13 protein-coding genes and 1 pseudogene are annotated in these 15953 nt (G+C 62.3%); 9 read left to right on the top strand and 5 right to left on the bottom strand.

Annotated features, from left to right (window positions below):
• Positions 1–97: 97 nt before the first annotated feature.
• Positions 98–4972: an NEL-type E3 ubiquitin ligase domain-containing protein gene (locus FHW75_RS07050; RefSeq protein WP_260308757.1), complete on the bottom strand. Its 4875-nt coding sequence runs from the start codon at positions 4970–4972 to the stop codon at positions 98–100.
• 181 nt (positions 4973–5153) lie between these two features.
• Between FHW75_RS07050 and FHW75_RS07045 the strand changes: the two genes are divergently transcribed.
• The 3 genes and pseudogenes from FHW75_RS07045 to FHW75_RS07035 form a co-directional block, all read left to right on the top strand.
• Entirely contained in the window at positions 5154–6080 is a 927-nt protein-coding gene (locus FHW75_RS07045; RefSeq protein ID WP_019097303.1) for an alpha/beta fold hydrolase, read from the top strand.
• 75 nt (positions 6081–6155) lie between these two features.
• On the top strand, positions 6156–6575 hold the full coding sequence (locus FHW75_RS07040; RefSeq protein ID WP_019097302.1) for a VOC family protein: 420 nt from the start codon (positions 6156–6158) through the stop codon (positions 6573–6575).
• A 160-nt stretch (positions 6576–6735) separates the two neighbouring features.
• A pseudogene (locus FHW75_RS07035) lies at positions 6736–7434 on the top strand (sterol desaturase family protein); the annotation flags it as partial.
• Here the strand turns inward: FHW75_RS07035 and FHW75_RS07030 are convergent.
• Positions 7417–8103: a helix-turn-helix domain-containing protein gene (locus tag FHW75_RS07030; protein WP_183673390.1), complete on the bottom strand. Its 687-nt coding sequence runs from the start codon at positions 8101–8103 to the stop codon at positions 7417–7419. The pseudogene FHW75_RS07035 and the gene FHW75_RS07030 sit on opposite strands and share 18 nt — an antisense overlap.
• Positions 8104–8295: 192 nt before the next feature.
• Between FHW75_RS07030 and FHW75_RS07025 the strand changes: the two genes are divergently transcribed.
• Entirely contained in the window at positions 8296–9975 is a 1680-nt protein-coding gene (locus FHW75_RS07025; RefSeq protein WP_025754540.1) for an MFS transporter, read from the top strand.
• Positions 9976–10042: 67 nt separating this feature from the next.
• On the opposite strand, the gene FHW75_RS07020 is transcribed toward FHW75_RS07025, so the two are convergent.
• Both FHW75_RS07020 and FHW75_RS07015 read right to left on the bottom strand, forming a co-directional pair.
• Positions 10043–10612, bottom strand: a complete 570-nt coding sequence (locus FHW75_RS07020) for a hypothetical protein (protein WP_019097298.1) — start codon at positions 10610–10612, stop codon at positions 10043–10045.
• 34 nt (positions 10613–10646) lie between these two features.
• Complete coding sequence (locus FHW75_RS07015; protein WP_019097297.1) at positions 10647–11033, bottom strand: VOC family protein; 387 nt, start codon at positions 11031–11033, stop codon at positions 10647–10649.
• 146 nt (positions 11034–11179) lie between these two features.
• Between FHW75_RS07015 and FHW75_RS07010 the strand changes: the two genes are divergently transcribed.
• Both FHW75_RS07010 and FHW75_RS07005 read left to right on the top strand, forming a co-directional pair.
• The gene (locus tag FHW75_RS07010) at positions 11180–11365 is read left to right on the top strand and encodes a hypothetical protein (RefSeq protein WP_019097296.1); all 186 of its coding nucleotides are present in this window, start codon (positions 11180–11182) and stop codon (positions 11363–11365) included.
• A gap of 147 nt (positions 11366–11512) precedes the next feature.
• Positions 11513–12418 (top strand): LysR family transcriptional regulator, encoded by a 906-nt coding sequence (locus tag FHW75_RS07005; RefSeq protein WP_183673388.1) that lies wholly within the window; start codon positions 11513–11515, stop codon positions 12416–12418.
• Between the two features lie 49 nt (positions 12419–12467).
• Here FHW75_RS07005 and FHW75_RS07000 read toward each other — a convergent pair whose 3' ends face one another.
• Positions 12468–12941, bottom strand: a complete 474-nt coding sequence (locus FHW75_RS07000) for a YMGG-like glycine zipper-containing protein (RefSeq protein ID WP_019097294.1) — start codon at positions 12939–12941, stop codon at positions 12468–12470.
• Positions 12942–13086: 145 nt separating this feature from the next.
• Here FHW75_RS07000 and FHW75_RS06995 point away from each other — a divergent pair, with 145 nt between their 5' ends.
• From FHW75_RS06995 to FHW75_RS06985, 3 genes are read left to right on the top strand one after another with little or no spacing between them, the layout of a single operon-like run.
• Positions 13087–13683: a paraquat-inducible protein A gene (locus FHW75_RS06995; RefSeq protein ID WP_019097293.1), complete on the top strand. Its 597-nt coding sequence runs from the start codon at positions 13087–13089 to the stop codon at positions 13681–13683.
• Entirely contained in the window at positions 13680–14309 is a 630-nt protein-coding gene (locus FHW75_RS06990) for a paraquat-inducible protein A (RefSeq protein WP_016714620.1), read from the top strand. The genes FHW75_RS06995 and FHW75_RS06990 overlap by 4 nt, the downstream gene beginning before the upstream one ends.
• On the top strand, positions 14309–15949 hold the full coding sequence (locus FHW75_RS06985) for an intermembrane transport protein PqiB (RefSeq protein ID WP_019097292.1): 1641 nt from the start codon (positions 14309–14311) through the stop codon (positions 15947–15949). Before FHW75_RS06990 ends, FHW75_RS06985 begins: the two co-directional genes overlap by 1 nt.
• Positions 15950–15953 lie beyond the last annotated feature (4 nt).

Genomic DNA, 15953 nt, shown 5'->3' with positions numbered 1-15953 from the left:
GCCGTATAAGCTGGCAGTCTGTGCGGTAGATAATTGCCTGCTCAGGTGGATGGCCGGCAGGCCTTCTTCGAAGACCTGCGCGGGCAGTGAGAGCCGCTTAGCCGCCGAGGGTTTGCGCCTGGCGAGTGAGGCTGGTCAGCAGGCCGGTTTCAACCTGTTGCTGCTCGGCAGTCAGCACGTCCACCCCCTGGCGGTACTGCTGCTCGTTGATCGAGACGCGACGCAGTATTCCTTGAGCATTCAATGGGCTTTCGGGCATGGCGCCAGCCAGCGCCTGTAGAACAGAACTGTCCAGGGAGGTGACTGGGTCGGCGGTTTCATCCAGGCAGTAGTACAGGTAGTCCAGGCCCGGCCGCCAAAAATCGGTGATCAGGCTGAACTGTGCTGCATGCTCACGTTTCATGTACTCAACCCAACCCGGCTGCTGGTTCATCCATTGTTCCCGCGCGCTGGCATCCGTATCCAGCGCCAGGACCGCAGCTTTCACCCGGTCGATGATGGTCTGGTTGATCCTGGCTGTGTCGCGGTACAACATGCCTCGGCTCGGTTCGGGATAGTCCAGCGCGGTGGCCAGAGACTGGCGCAACGCCAGGCGTACTTCGATATCGTCCACCAGCCCCGTTTCCAGGTCGATATCCGGAAACGCAGAGGGTTCGTCGAGCACATCGTAAGCGGGAAGATCTTCATCGAAGACGCCATCGAGCAGCGCCTGTTTGCGCAAGGACCTTTTCCAGCTGATGCGGTCGGCCAGTTGATTGACCTGGTCGCGTCGATACAGCTTGCGATACAGCCTCAGCAGATCGATGGGTCGGCTACCAACACGGCCTGCGGCTTCGTGGGCCAGTACCTCTATTTCCAATGCGCTGAAAGCGTCGGCGCCTGCGTCGCCACAGGTTGGGGGGAAGTCGCCCGCCACGGTGGCCAGGCGTTCACGTAGCTCGGTGTCTTGAGCAGCCTTCTCCAGCAAGTCCCAGACACGTTCCCTCAGTGCTGCGGTATCACGCCGCGCTTCCGCCGACTGGGCGAGACGTTCCAGGACCCCTAGCAGTGCCGCATTCTCACCTTGGTCGAACAAATCGCTCCACAGTTGCTCCTCGGCATTGCTCGCCTCACCACGGAAAATGCCTTGCCACTGCGGTACGTCCTCTGCGTGCTCGAATACGTTGACGCCACTGCTGCCCAGGCGTGCACGTGTCTGGGCTTCCAGGGTGTTGTAGTTGAACAGCCAGCGGCGCTCAGGCAGGCGCGCGGCGACGTCACGGGCGAAGGGGGTACGCAGCACCCCTGGCAAGTCTGGCAGCGTGCGAATGCGGTTGGAGGAGAGGTTGAGATAGCGCAGTTGGTACTGGGGCTGGCTCATGAGGGTGGTCAAGCTGTCGGGCCATTGCTGCAGTTCGCAACGCTCGAGGTCCAGGTGGCTGAGGCGAGCCATGAAGCGCAGGTCGGGCGGCAGCTGCAATGGGTTGCCAGGCATGTGCAATACCATGGGGTGAATCATGTCCTGAAAACGGGCAGCGAGGGTTTCATCGAGTGTGATCCGATTATTGCCCAGGCCCAGTGCATCCAGTGGCAAGCGCGCAAGGAAGCTCAAGCTGGCGTCATCGAGTTGCAGGCGGTTACGGCTGAGGCCGAGTATTCTCAGGCCGGGCATCGCTTCGATGGCTTGTTGGGCAGTGGCTGTAAGGGCAGTCAAGCCATTGCTTGTCAGGCCCAGCTCGCGTAGCCGTGGCGCAGACTTGAGCGCCTCGAACAGTGTTTCGGCGTCAATGTCGGGGTTGCCAATGATTTCCAGGTTTTCCAGGTTGGGGAAGTTTGACAGCAAGCCGCTGTCCAGGCGCCGTAGTTGCAGCCCATCAAGCGTGAGTTGCCGGATATGTGGCATGCGAGCAGTGAACGTTGGCAGCGCTTGCAACTGCATGCGGTCCAGCACGAGTGCCTCGCGTTGCGCGCCGCCTTCACGCCGGGCAGCACTCATCAGCCGCTCGGCGCACTGTTGGCGATCAAAGCGCTCTTCCAGCGAAGCTGAAGCGTTGGCCCAGCGGTTGAGGTCACGGCTGAGGGTACGCTGTTCTGCTTCCAGCCGACTGATGGCGATACCCAGGTCGCCCCCTTGCGCAAGTTCAGCTTGCAGCGCACTGATTTGCGGGCTACTGAGTTCGGGGTAGAGTGCCTGGAGGCGGCGCGCGGCTGGCAGGCCCCGACCACTCAAAGGGTAGCCAAGTTGGCCGTTGGCCATGCGCAAGGGTGAGCGCAAGCTCGGCTTGATGGGCTGTTGGCCAAGCAGCGAGGCGCAGCGCTGGCGATCGGCAAGGGCAAGTTGCAGCAACTGGGCCGAGTCAGCCTGTGGCTGCTCGGCTTGCAGGGCCTGTTTCAGGCGTTGGCTGTCATCGTTAGCCAGGCTGCGCCTGAACATGCCGAGGATGGCGCGGTCTAGCCGTGCACGGGCTTGCAGACGGCGGGCTTCTTCGGCAATGCGAAGCGGCACCCGTCCCCTTGTCAGGCTTAGCCGTTCGGCGTTGCTGATGTTGGCCAGTAACGCTTCAAGCGCACTGTCCGGCAGGCCGGGAAACTGCTGGGCGAGGGGTTGGGCGGCTGGGGGAAGGACGGGGCGGCGGCTGTGTTGCAGGCTGCTGAACAACGCTTCGCGATGTGCTTCCAGGTGGGTCGCGAGCGTGTTGTTCAAGGCAGAAGGTCGCTGCTCGGGCGGCGTGTCACCCAGCAGTTGCAGCGCGGTCTCTTCATCCATTTGAGCCAACACGGTCTGGCTCAGTTGACCATTGTCCAGGTCGGTGCGGGTGACTTCGATTTCTATTTGCCCTGTCGAATGGGACGGGCCGTAGCGCACAGACTCGCCCCAGGGTTCTGGCCCTTTGTAAACCTTGAGTACAGTTCCCTCAGGCCACCCCGGCAGGCGCAGCAGTTCAGGTAAGGCAAAGTTCTTGTACGCTGCCAGCGGTAGCCCATGGCGTACGCGATCGATGATCTGTTGAGCCTCGTTGTCGAGTTGCAGGCGTTGCAAGGTGTCGATCAACAGGGCGGGTGGGCGTGAGCCTGTTGCCTGGTTACGGCGTAATACACCTTCATCGGTACCGGTACTGCGCATGGCGTAGTCCAGCTCGCTTTCGTCCAGGCCAGTGGTGTAGTTGCCCAGGCGGCTCATGAGTTGCTGGTGGTCCCATTCCAGCGGTTGTTCATGGTCGAGTTGCCAGCGGGCGTTGCCATGATGCAACAAGCGTGGCGCATAAGCCTGCGCATCATCGGGGTGGCGCACGCGCCATTGTTGCTCAGCGTCCTGAAACACTTCGTATAGCGTCCCATCCAGCTTCAGGTAGGTCTTCCCATCGACGTGCACATGGCCGAGCGAATCGGGTTGAACTCCCTCAGGGACAGCCGCTGGGCTTGCATACGGCTTCATGTCGGGGTGCCAGAGCACTTCCTGATCTTCGTGCCACACACTCGTCAGTGCATCGACGAAGCCTGATGCCTGAACGATCTTGGCGCCTACCGCAAAACCGGCGATGACCGCCGCATTGATGGCCAATGATTCCAGTTGCACCAGCGCTTGCTGGCTATCGCCTTCTTCCCAGGCCTCGAACCCGGTGAACACAGAACTCATCAGGTCGTAGGCGAAAACGCCAAGCATGACCGTGTTCAGCCCGGGCACGAAGAACGCAGCCACGTTGAGCACATTCATGCCCATGTCGAACCAGTGCTTCAGGCGCTGGTTGCGGGCCTTGGCGTCTACGTCGGCAGTGGGGACAGCAATGGTTTTCGCGTCGGCCTTCATGCGCGCAAGGTGCGCGTTGTACAAGGTGGCCCAGGGATCGGTGCGGATGGGCGAGGGGGTGAAGTGGAGTACAGGCTTGTGTCGGGGTCTGCGTATGCCTGCATCGTCCTTCTCGAACAGCGCGTTCTCCAGCTTGTCGGCCAGCTCCTGTTGCCTGTCCTTGTAGGCGAAATGGACCAAGGCACGACGGAATGTGCTTTGCAGCAAACGGCTGCGCAGGTGCTGGCCTGCTGCCTGGCGTGAGGCAAATTCCCTGACCGGGTGCTCGTTGTCTTCCGGTATGTAAACAATGCACGGGTTTATCTGGCCAGGCTCGTCGGGCCCGATGAACAGGATTTCGTGGATGGGAATACCGAACAGGCTGAAGTTCCAGCAGTGCAACGGCTGCTTATCGTAGGTGGGGTGGGGCTTGCCATCGCATAACTGAATGAGCGCATTGCCTGCGTGGTCGCTCAGCAGGCCTTTGAGCGTTGCGATCAGGGCCTGCACCCTCAAAGCTTCACGGCTGGCTTGAATCGACAGGCGCTGGATTTCAGCGCGGTTGTCGCCCTCGTGGGTTGCATGCAGATGGTCTTGATAGCGCTGGCCAAGGTCCAGCGCCCGACAATGCTTGACGAAGTCCGCCATCGTCAGGCCTGGCAAGGGTGTCTCGCTGCCTGCTGCACGGGTGAGCCTGCTGTAGGCGCCTACTTCATCCAGGCCCTCGAAGTTGTGCAGAGCCGCCTCCAGCAAGCTGCGTGCTTGCGGCTCGCCCACGGGGCGGGTGGCCAGCACATCCACCTTCCGGTCAGGGAACAAAGGCACTTCCAGGTCGGGAACGCCGGTCCAGATATCGGCATCGGCTTCAAAGGGCTGGAAGACATACTGCGCTCTGTCTACGGGCACATTCACTTTCAACCGCTCGGTCAGCAGCGGGGTGCTGAAGGTGATGATGTCTTTGAAGCCCGCAAGCGCTGTCTTGAGTTGCGCCAGGCATTTGTTTCGCACTTTGATGGCGTTACGCAACTGCTCGCGCGCGGGCGCATCGGCAGTGGCATACCATGTGTAAGGGGTGCCATCTTCAGCCAGATAGTCCCTGCGCAGGCTTTGCACCACTTTTTGCGTGTGTGCGGGGTGAAGCGCCTTGCTCCATTTCGGCAATGCGCGGGTTATCTGGCTTTGATGCAGCGGCGTGGGGTTTGTCATGGTCATGACCTCTTGCGTAGAGGGAATAGTCCACGCTCTTCAAGGCGCCGTGGTGCGGTAGATAGTTGTCGGTAACGGTCGGTCTTGCGCATGCGTGGGTCGGTGAGGGGCCAGCAGCAGGGGGCGATCTGCGAGAGGGTGAGGCAGGCCATGGCGCAGGCTTCAGCCAAGGAGAATTGCAATGCGTTCGCTGTGCAGTCCGAAAGATCACCTGTTAGACCTCGATGGTATTGAAATAGCGGTCCGCACCTGGGGCGCCGAAGACGGTATTCCCGTATTGGCCTTGCATGGCTGGCTGGACAACGCTGCCTCGTTCGAACGCCTGGCACCGATGCTGGACGGTTGTTTCGTGGTGGCCCCCGACCTGGTCGGCCATGGCCGCTCTGACCATCGCCGCCACGACAGTGGCTATTACCTGTGGGAGCACGCCGAAGACATGCTGGCGGTGACCGACAGTCTGGGGCTGGCGCAGTTCCATGTGCTGGCCCACGGCATGGGCACCGGGGTGGCATCGCTGCTGGCTGCCATGACCAGCGGCATTGCCAGCATGACCTTCCTCGACGGCATGGGGGCACCGTTCACGGTGGCCGAGGATGACCGCGTGCAGCACCTGGCGCGGGCCTACCGGCTCAAGCGTATGGTGCAGCGCAGCCAGCTACCGGGTTTTGCCGAGCCAGACCCCGGCCGCTTCGACGACCTGGACACCGCACTGGCGCAACGCCGCGAACGCCTGGACACCGAGCTGTCGGAAGGTGCTGCACGGCTGCTGGCGCTGCGCGACCTGTTGCAACTGGGCGATGGCTATTGCTGGCGCCACGACCCGCGGCTGGTGCTGCCCGAACCCATGCCACTGACCGAGCGCGAAGCCTGCGAACTGCTCAACCAGATCAGCTGCCCGTTGTACCTGCTGTTTGGTCGCCAGGGTGCATTTACCGGCGAAGCCTTTGCCCGGCGCGAGGCTGCCTTGCCTGGTCAGGCGAAGATTTCGTGGCACCCGGGCGGGCACCACTTCCACCTGGATACCCCGGACCGGGCGCTGGTCGACCAACTGTTGCGCATCCTGACGCGGCATGAAGGGCGCGTGCTGCAGCGGTTGGTTAACGAGTAGCTGATTCTGGTCACGCCGGGCGAAGCTGGGCTATGGTGGCGAACGTATTCGCGCACACGGCACAAGGAGCCCGGCATGCGACCGTTCGCTATCAAGCACATAGACCATCTTGTTCTGCGGGTCAGCGACCTGCCGCGCAGTGTTGCCTTCTACACCGAGCTGCTGGGTTGCGCTGTCAGCCGCGTGCGCGACGACCTGGGCATGGTGCACCTGGCCACTGGCACGGCGATGATCGACCTGGTGACCCTGGACGGCCCGCTGGGCCAGCCAGGCGGGGCGGCACCGGGGGTGGAGGGGCGCAACCTGCACCATTTCTGCCTGCGTATCGAGCCGTTCGACGAGGCGGCATTGACGGCCTACCTGGAAGCCGCCGGGGTAAAGGTTGAGCCCGCAGAGAAGCGTTATGGTGCCGAAGGCGAGGGGCTGTCCCTGTACTGTTACGACCCGGATGGCAACCAGGTCGAGTTGAAGGGGCCGGTGGCAGGTGCGGTATGAGCGAGCTGCACAGTCGCGAGCCTTGGAACGACACCGCGCAAGGCAAGCTGTTCGCCTAGGCGTGGGTACCCCTGCAGGTGCAGGGGGCGCCCATTGTCCTGCTGGATGATTCGCTGGGTTGTGTGGTGGGTGGGCGGGCGGCGATGCAGTTGCTGCAAGGGTTTGCCATGCGCTGGTCAATGAATGCCTGACCCTCTGTAGCGTGGCGACCATTCCGCTGCTTGCCAACTGGCTGCCGGGTACGGGTCTTTGGCCTGATCATTGGCCGTTGGCCCTGCAGTTGCTGCTAGCCATTGCGCTGGCCGACCTGGGCATCACCCTGGTGCATTACGCCAGCCACCGCAGCCCGCTGCTGTGGCGGCTGCATGCGGTGCACCACAGTGTCACGCGCCTGTACGGTTTCAACGGCCTGATGAAGCACCCTCTGCACCAGTTGCTCGAAACCCTGGGCGGTACCTTGCCGTTGTTGCTGCTGGGCTTGCCCGTCGAGGTGGCATCGCTGCTGGCGTTCAGTGTGTCCATCCAGCTGTTGCTGCAACACAGCAACGTGGACATGCGCATTGGCGGCTTGCGCCATGTGTTTGCCTGGGCGCCGGTGCATCGCCTGCATCACCTGAAGTACGGCAGTACTGGCGACGTCAACTTCGCGCTGTTCTTTCCACTCTGGGACCGGCTGCTTGGCACGGTTTTGTACCTGCCAGGCTATGCGCTTGCGGACGACGACATGGGAATCGGGGATCGGCCCGACTATCCGCAGGCTTACCTGGCGCAATTGCGCGAGCCGTGGGTGAACGGCGATGCTCATGCCCCTGCGGTATTGCCAGCGGGGTTGTGCCAGGCGCTAGCCGACCGTACGTAGACGCAATCCGCGCAAGGCTGCCCGGGTGCTGAGGCCGAACTGCCGGCGAACGCTGCGGGTGAAGTGCGCCGAGTCGGCAAACCCTGCCGCCAATGCCGCTTCGGTCAGGCTGGCGCCGCTCAGCGCCCTTTGCAGGGCCACGCGCAAGCGCTGCCACAACACCAGCCGCCGCACCGACAGTTTCAGTGAACCGCTGAACAGACGATCCAGCTGGCTGATCGACAGCGTAGCGGTACTGGCCAGTTCCCGGGCCGGCAAGGTTTGTTCGTCGAGCGCGCGGATGCGCTGGAGCGCTTTTTCCAGGCGCGGATCGAGCCGGCGGCGCGGCCAATGCCCAAGGCTTTCTGCCAGATGTTCTGCACTATTGCCCGCGTGCTCGCAGGCCAAGGCAAGGTCTGCCAGGTCGAATGCCAGCGGCTCGGCAAACAGGGTAAGGCACGGTATGCCATGACTGAGGATGGCATGAGGTTGCTGCGAGGCAATCAGCACCTGCGGGCCGCTGCAGAGCTGCTCGCCCACACGCACCTCGACATCGGCGCCGAGGCCGACAAGCACCTGATGCGCGTAGTGCACGTGACGGTCGGTCCTGCCGAGTGTAGACAGCAGCAGGCAGTGATCGTCAGCCAACCAGATATCGCCTAGCCAGCCCGGTGTAGCCGTGTCGTTCATGCTGCCCTCTGGAGTGCGTTCAGGCGGGTGGATATCCCGCCAAACCCGATTATGCTTTACTAACCTGCTGCGATCCGAGGCGGCCCGTCTCGTCGTGCTTCGCGCAACCAAAGCAAGCCCCAGGGCCTGGGTGCGACGGTGAAGTGGTTGTGAGGTGCTCCGGCCTGCATGATGACATGACGGAGGCAACCCATGGCGGTTCTCGACAGCGCATCCACGGGCAGTAGCGCGCCCCAACGCGGTATCACCCGGGAGGAGCGCAAGGTCATCTTCGCCTCTTCCCTGGGCACGGTGTTCGAATGGTACGACTTCTACCTGTACGGTTCCCTGGCGGCGATCATCGCCAAGCACTTCTTTGCCGGGGTCAATGAAACCACCTCGTTCATCTTCGCCTTGCTCGCCTTTGCCGCCGGGTTCGCCGTGCGGCCATTCGGTGCCATCGTATTCGGCCGCCTGGGCGACATGATCGGGCGTAAGTACACTTTTCTCATTACCATCGTGATCATGGGCCTGTCCACCGCCATCGTCGGCCTGCTACCTGGCTACGCCTCGATCGGTGTGGCCGCGCCGATCATCCTGATCACTCTGCGCCTGCTGCAGGGCTTGGCACTGGGGGGCGAGTACGGCGGCGCGGCCACCTACGTGGCCGAACATGCACCGAAGGGGCGGCGCGGCTTTTTCACCGCCTGGATCCAGACCACGGCTACACTGGGGCTGTTTCTGTCGCTGCTGGTAATCATGGCGTGCCGCACGGCCATGGGGACCGAGGCCTTCGAGGCCTGGGGCTGGCGGGTGCCGTTCCTGCTGTCGATCCTGCTGCTGGCGATTTCGGTGTACATACGCATGCAGCTCAACGAGTCACCGGTGTTCATGAAGATGAAGGCCGAAGGCAAAGCCTCCAAAGCCCCTCTGACGGAGTCGTTCGCCCGTTGGGACAACCTGAAGGTGGTGATCATGGCGTTGCTGGGCGGCACTGCTGGCCAGGCCGTGGTGTGGTACACCGGGCAATTCTATGCGCTGTTCTTCCTGTTGCAGATGCTCAAGATCGAGCCACAGACGGCCAACCTGCTGATTGCCGGCTCGCTGCTGATCGGCACGCCGTTCTTCATCTTCTTCGGTAGCTTGTCTGACCGCATTGGCCGCAAGAAGATCATCATGGCCGGCTGCATTATCGCTGCGCTGACCTATTTCCCGATCTTCAAGGCGCTGACCGAGTACGGCAACCCGGACGTGTTCGTTGCCCAGGAGCAAAACCCGGTGGTGGTGGTGGCTGACCCTGGCCAGTGCGCGTTCCAGTTCGACCCGGTGGGCAAGGCCAGATTCACCAGTTCCTGCGACATCGCCAAGAGCCTGCTGGCCAAGCGCGCCATTCCCTACACCAACGAAGCGGCCGAACCTGGCAGCGTGGCGCAGATCCGTATTGGTGAGCGGGTATTGCCGAGTTTTGACGGCAGCAGCATGGCCGCAGCGGACTTCAAAGCGCAAAGCGAGGCGTTTACCGCCACCCTCAGTGGTGCGCTGAAAGAAGCTGGATACCCGGAAAAGGCTGACCCGGCGAAGATCCACTACCCGATGGTGCTGTTGCTACTGACCCTTTTGGTGATCTACGTGACCATGGTCTACGGCCCGATTGCCGCCTGGCTGGTGGAACTGTTCCCCGCGCGTATCCGCTACACGTCGATGTCGCTGCCTTACCACATCGGCAACGGCTGGTTCGGCGGCTTCCTGCCGACGGTTGCGTTTGCCATGGTGGCGGCGACCGGGGATATCTATTACGGCCTGTGGTACCCGATCGTGATCGCCGTGATGACGGCGGTACTGGGGATCCTCTTCATGCCGGAGACCAAGGATCGGGATATCAGTCATACCTGACGAATGAGGTTGCCTGTACTGACCTCTTCGCGGGTAAACCCGCGAAGAGGTCAGTACAGGCAACCGGTCAGTCGAAGTACCCTCGCAGCCCAAAGGCATACCCGGTATCCACTTCAGCAGCCTGACCCCGACTCCAGCGCTTCTTCAAGACAAACTCGAACGCCGGCTCGTACAAACCGTCCCGCACCAGTGCCCCCGCCAGCACCTCCACGTCATACCAGCCGTTGTCCAGCTCGATGATCGGCCGCCCCGGCACCTGGTAGCGAGCCATGAGGTCGCCCAAGGTCTTGGGCGTGAAATGCTGCAGGATGCGCCAGGTGTACAGCATCAGCGCACCGTGCTCGACCCGCAGCACGTAGCCATTGCGCCGGTGCTTCAGGCGGCTGCCGGGCTCGCGCAGGGCCGGGGTGTAGCCATCGAGGGTGAAGAGGATGCGATAAGGCAGGTTGTCGACCCCGGCCAGCGGCAGCACGATGCCTTCGCGTACGGCTTGGTCGCCACTGTCGTCATGGGTGAATGCATAGGCAAGGTCGTCGGGCAGCTCATGCTCCTGTTTGAAGCGTTCGAGCAGCTGGATATCGCCAAGCAGAAAGTAATCGACCAGGTCGTTGAGCACTTCGCTGAATTCGTGGCGCATCTGTTTTCCTTGTTGTTGCGCGTGGGGTGGGGTGTCAGTGTTTTTGGGCGATCTGGATCAGGTTGCCACAGGTGTCATCGAACACGGCCACGGTAACGGGGCCCATGTTGGTGGGCGGCTGGGTGAACGTTACGCCCGCCGCACACAGACGTGTGTATTCAGCCTGGATATCGCGTACGCCAAACGACGTGGCGGGGATGCCGTCCTGTTTGAGCGCCGCTTTGTACACCTTGGACGCTGGGTGCGCATCGGGTTCCAACAGCAACTCCACACCATTGGGGTCGTTGGGCGAAGTGAGGGTCAGCCAGCGGTGCCGGCCCATGGGGATGTCATGCTTGGGCTCGAAACCGAGTACATAGTGATAGAAGGCCAGGGCCTTGGCCTGGTCGTCGACGAGAATGCTGGTAACCACGATCTTCATTGGGGCACTCCGTATCGCTGAGGCCGTTGGGTATCAGTAAAGACGTTCAGAGATTATTGGCCAGTGGCCGGGTTTCCAGATGGGGTACCGGGTGAGCGGACGATAGAGTCTATCTGGCAAGTTCACCCAACCCAGGAGTAACGTACATGCAAGATGAACCGAAGGCGGAATTGCCAGGTAACGATGAGCAACAGACGCTGGAGCATGTGGAGTCTGAAGTGAAACTCTCCAGGCGCAAGCGTGGCGTGGCCCCTGTAATGGAGATGGCATGTGCCCCAGGGTACAAACACGTCGGGGATGACTGCGTGATGGCGAATATAGACTTCGAGTGATCCGGTGGGGGCTTCAGGTGGCCCCCACAAAAAAACCTGCTCAAGCCATAGGTAAATCCTTTATCACCCAGCCCCCATCCGCCAGCGGCCAGGGTTAAAGTGTCAGCCATGATCCCTGCGTGCCCATCGGGCACCAAAGAGGTACCCGTGGCTGCCTATACCCTGCGACAACTGAAGTACTTCGTCACCACCGTGGAGGCCGGCAGCGTTGCCGAGGCTTCGCGCCAGCTGTACATCGCCCAGCCGTCCATCTCCACGGCCATCAAAAGCCTGGAGGAAAGTTTCGGTGTGCAGCTGTTCATCCGTCACCATGCCCAGGGTGTGTCGCTGACGCCCAGTGGCAAGCGCTTCTACGCCAAGACCAAGTCGCTGCTGCAGATGGCCCATGAGTTCGAGCAGAACGCCTTGGCCGATAACGATACCGTGGCCGGGCAGATCGACATCGGCTGTTTCGAAACCGTGGCGCCGTTGTACCTGCCGCGGCTGATTGCCGGTTTTCGTCAGCGTTACCCGGGCGTGGACATTCGCCTGCGTGACGGCGAGCAGCAGGACCTGATCCAGGGCCTGACGGCCGGCACCTTCGACCTGGCGTTTCTCTACGATCACGACCTGGACGGCACCATCGAAGCCGAGCCGCTGATGCCGCCGCAAAAGCCCTATGTGCTGCTGCCGGAAAACCACCGTTTTTCCGGCCAGGCCCAGGTCTCGCTGCGCGACCTGTGCCCGGAACCGATGATCCTGCTGGACGTGGCGCCCAGCCGCACCTACTTCGTCAGCCTGTTCAACGAACTGGGGCTGACGCCGAACATCGTTTTCAGCTCGCCGTCGATCGAGATGGTGCGTGGCATGGTCGGGCAGGGCTTTGGCTTTTCGCTGTTGGTGACACGGCCGCATTCGGAATGCACCTACGACGGCCAGCGCCTGGCCATGCTGGACATTGCCGAGCCGGTGGCGCTGTCGGGGCTGGCGGCGGCGTGGTTGAAGCGGGTGCAGTTGACCAAACCTGCACAGTTGTTTGTGGAGTTCTGTCGGGAGGAGCTGGCGAAGTTCTGAGGCCGGCACGCCATGCCGCCTGATTCAACGGCATGGCGTGCCAGGGGGGTCAAGGATTGACCTGATAGCCGCGGCCTTGCAAGCAGCCGCTGTAGGCACTGGCATGGGCCTGGGTTTTTGCTTCGTCCTGACCGCGCCTGTCCTGGCGCCGATCCTGACGCTGACGCATGCCACCGACTGCGGCACCGGCGGCAGCCACCTCGCCAGCGCGGTTTTGCCGGTATTGCTGCTTGGCATCGTCACTGGCCCGGTCATACAACGCTTCATGCTGGTTGCCGCGCACCTGCGCGCCCACTGCACCGGCGGCGGCACCGGCAGCCGCGCCGCGTACCCGGCCACCGACATGGGCTTCACCGGACGTTGCGGTGCTGTTTGCAGCATTTGTGGCGACGGTATTGCAATCGTTGATATCCAGTTGCATCTGCTGGCTGCTCTGGCCTTTAAGCGGCACTACCGACTGCGCCTGGGCAGCCGGTGCCGCGCTCAGCAGCACCAGCAGGCAGCTCCATGTGAACGTACGCATGGCACACCTCCACGGGGCGGAAAGCCCGTTTCACAGGATAGTCTGTCTTCAGTTGGACATGGCGGTTTTGCCTGCATGGTCTACACCGGATATCAGGCTTCACCATTGCATACGACCATCAAAGCGGGCTACCGGTGGGATCGTCATGACTCAGACCCACGATCTGATTATTTGCGAGTACTGCGACGCGGTGTATCACCGTGCGACGCTGCGCAAGCATCAGCGCGCCCTTTGCCAGCGCTGTGGCGGCGTGCTGTACCGGCATACGTCCTTGACCCTTCAGCAGCGGCTGGCACTGAGTGTGACCGGTGGCATCCTGCTGGTGTTCGCCAATGCCTACCCGGTGATGACCATCGGCATGCAGGGGCTTACCCATTCGGCCACGTTGTGGGACTCGGTGCAGATCCTCAGCCACGGCAGTATTACCTTCATCGCCCTGGTCATGGCGCTGTCGATCATCGTTGCGCCGGTGCTGCAGATTGCCGTGTTGTGCTGGGTGTTGAGCTTTGCCCTGGCCGGTCAGCGTGCCCCCGGCTTTGCCCTGTGCATGCGCGGGCTGGAGAGCCTGCGGCCCTGGAGCATGCTGGAGGTGTGCCTGCTGGGGGCGATGGTGGCGGTGATCAAGCTGGCGGGGTTGCTCGATGTGATCCCGGGCATCGGTTTGCTGGCCCTGGCCGCGCTGAGCATGCTGATCATTCATATCGCCGGCAAGGACATCCGCGATTTGTGGGAGCAGGCATGACTGCCCCGGCCAGCGCTGACGACCTCGGCCTGTGTCTGTGCCATGGCTGCGGCCAGGCGTGTGACCTGAGCAGTGGCGCGCATACGTGCAACCGCTGTGGTGCTGCCATCCATCGGCGCAAGGCCAATGCCATCAGCCGCGGCTGGGCGTTTCTGCTGGCCGCGCTGGTGTTTTACATCCCGGCGAACCTGCTGCCTGTGATGCACACCGAAATGCTCGGCAGTGGCAGTGAAAGCACCATTGGCGGTGGGGTGCTGGAGTTCTGGGAGGCGGGGGCCTGGGACATCGCACTGATCATCTTCATTGCCAGCGTGGGTGTGCCTGCCATCAAGTTCTTTTCCCTCGGCCTGCTGCTGTATACCGCCCAGCGTGGTTCCACCTGGGCCTGCCGGCAACGTTCGCAGCTGTACCGCTTCGTCGAGCTGATCGGCTACTGGTCGATGCTCGATGTCATGGTGGTGGCGCTGGTGGCGGCACTGGTGCAATTGCGCGGGCTGGGCACCATCGAGCCACGGGTGGGCATCCTGTTCTTCGGCATGGTGGTGGTGCTGACCATGTTTTCTGCGATGAGCTTCGATCCACGCCTGATCTGGGATAGCCATGCCAACGAGGGGAGGCCGCACTGATGGGGCAACAGGCTGACGAACGCGAGGGGGCGGGGCAGGTTGACGTGCGCACCCGACGCTGGAGCGTATCGCTGGTGTGGATCGTGCCGATACTGGCCATCCTGATCGGCGCTTCGCTGGTGGTGCGCAACTGGATGCAGCAAGGGCCGGTCATTGCCATTTCCTTCCACACCGGGGAAGGGCTGGTGGCGCACAAGACCCAGGTGAAGTACCGGAGCGTGGTGATTGGTGAAGTGACCACGGTGGAACTGGCCGACGACAAAAAGAGCGTAGTGGCCAAGGTGCAGTTGTCGGACGATGCCCGCTCGTTCGCCACACAGGGTGCGCGCTTCTGGGTGGTGCGCCCGCGCATCGGCGTCGGTGGGGTGTCCGGGGTGGACACGCTGCTTTCCGGCAGTTTCATCGGGGCTGACTCCGGCGAGTCGAAAGTGCCGGAAAAGGCCTTTGTCGGCCTTGAACTGCCGCCACCGATCACGTTCGACGAAAAGGGCAAGCGTTTTACCCTGACTGCCAGCGACCTTGGCTCGCTGGACGTCGGCTCATCGATCTACTACCGCAAGATTCCGGTGGGTGAGGTGGTGTCGTTTGCCCTGCAGGATGATGGCAAGGGGGTAGAGATTGGCGTGTTCGTGCAGGCACCCTATGACAGCTTCGTCACCACGGATAGCCGCTTCTGGAACGCCAGCGGCATCGACATGCAGATTGGTGCCAACGGCCTGAAGGTGGATACCGAATCGCTGTCATCGATCCTGGTGGGTGGGCTGGCTTTCGGCTCGCCTGATTTTTCCCCCCAGGCCGAGGCTGCTGCCGACCAGGCCCGCTTCCAGCTGTTTGCCGACCGCGAGACCGCGTTGGCACCACCCAATGGCCAGGCGCAGTATTTGCAATTGCGCTTTGACCAGGCCATGCGCGGCCTTTCGGTGGGCGCGCCGGTGGAGTTCAAGGGCGTGGAGTTTGGCCGGGTTACCTCGGTCCAGCTTGACTACGATGCCGCCCGCCAGACTTTTCCGGTGGTGGTCAATGCGGTGATCTACCCGCAACGGTTGGGGCCGGTGCACCGCAAGATGCTGTCGGTGTTCAAGCACGCCGAGGGCGATATGGATGGGGCCAGGCGGTTGATCGGCACCTTCGTCGAACATGGCCTTCGGGCCCAGGCGCGCAGCGGTAACCTGATCACCGGGCAGATGTTCATTTCCCTGGATTTCTACCCGGATGCCCCCAAGGTGGCCTTCGACATGGCCGCCAATCCCATCACCATCCCCACACTGCCGGGTAGCCTTGAACAGTTGCAGGAGCAGCTGCAGCGGGTGGTCGAGCGCATTGCCAAGCTGCCGCTGGAAAGCATCGCCGGCAACCTGGACGGCAGCCTTCGAGCGTTGCGCGCCAGCCTCAAACAGTTCAATGGCCAGACGCTGCCGGACGTGAAGGTGGCGCTCGATGAAGTGCACAAGACCCTACGCACGGCCAACTCGGCCATTTCCGAAGATTCGCCACAGCGCGAGCGGATGGGCGAAACACTGGATGAGCTGGAGCGCATGTCGCGTTCGCTGCGTGACCTCGCCGATTACCTGGGCCGGCACCCCGAGTCGCTGATTCGCGGGCGGCCGAAGGCGGCCGGTGCCGAAGCGCTTGAACCCTGAGGAG

The sequence above is a fragment of the Pseudomonas sp. OG7 genome, assembly GCF_014192825.1.
In the GTDB taxonomy this organism is placed as follows: domain Bacteria; phylum Pseudomonadota; class Gammaproteobacteria; order Pseudomonadales; family Pseudomonadaceae; genus Aquipseudomonas; species Aquipseudomonas monteilii.
The sequence above is the reverse complement of the archived record's forward strand: the minus strand, read 5'-3'. Positions and strand labels throughout refer to the sequence as shown.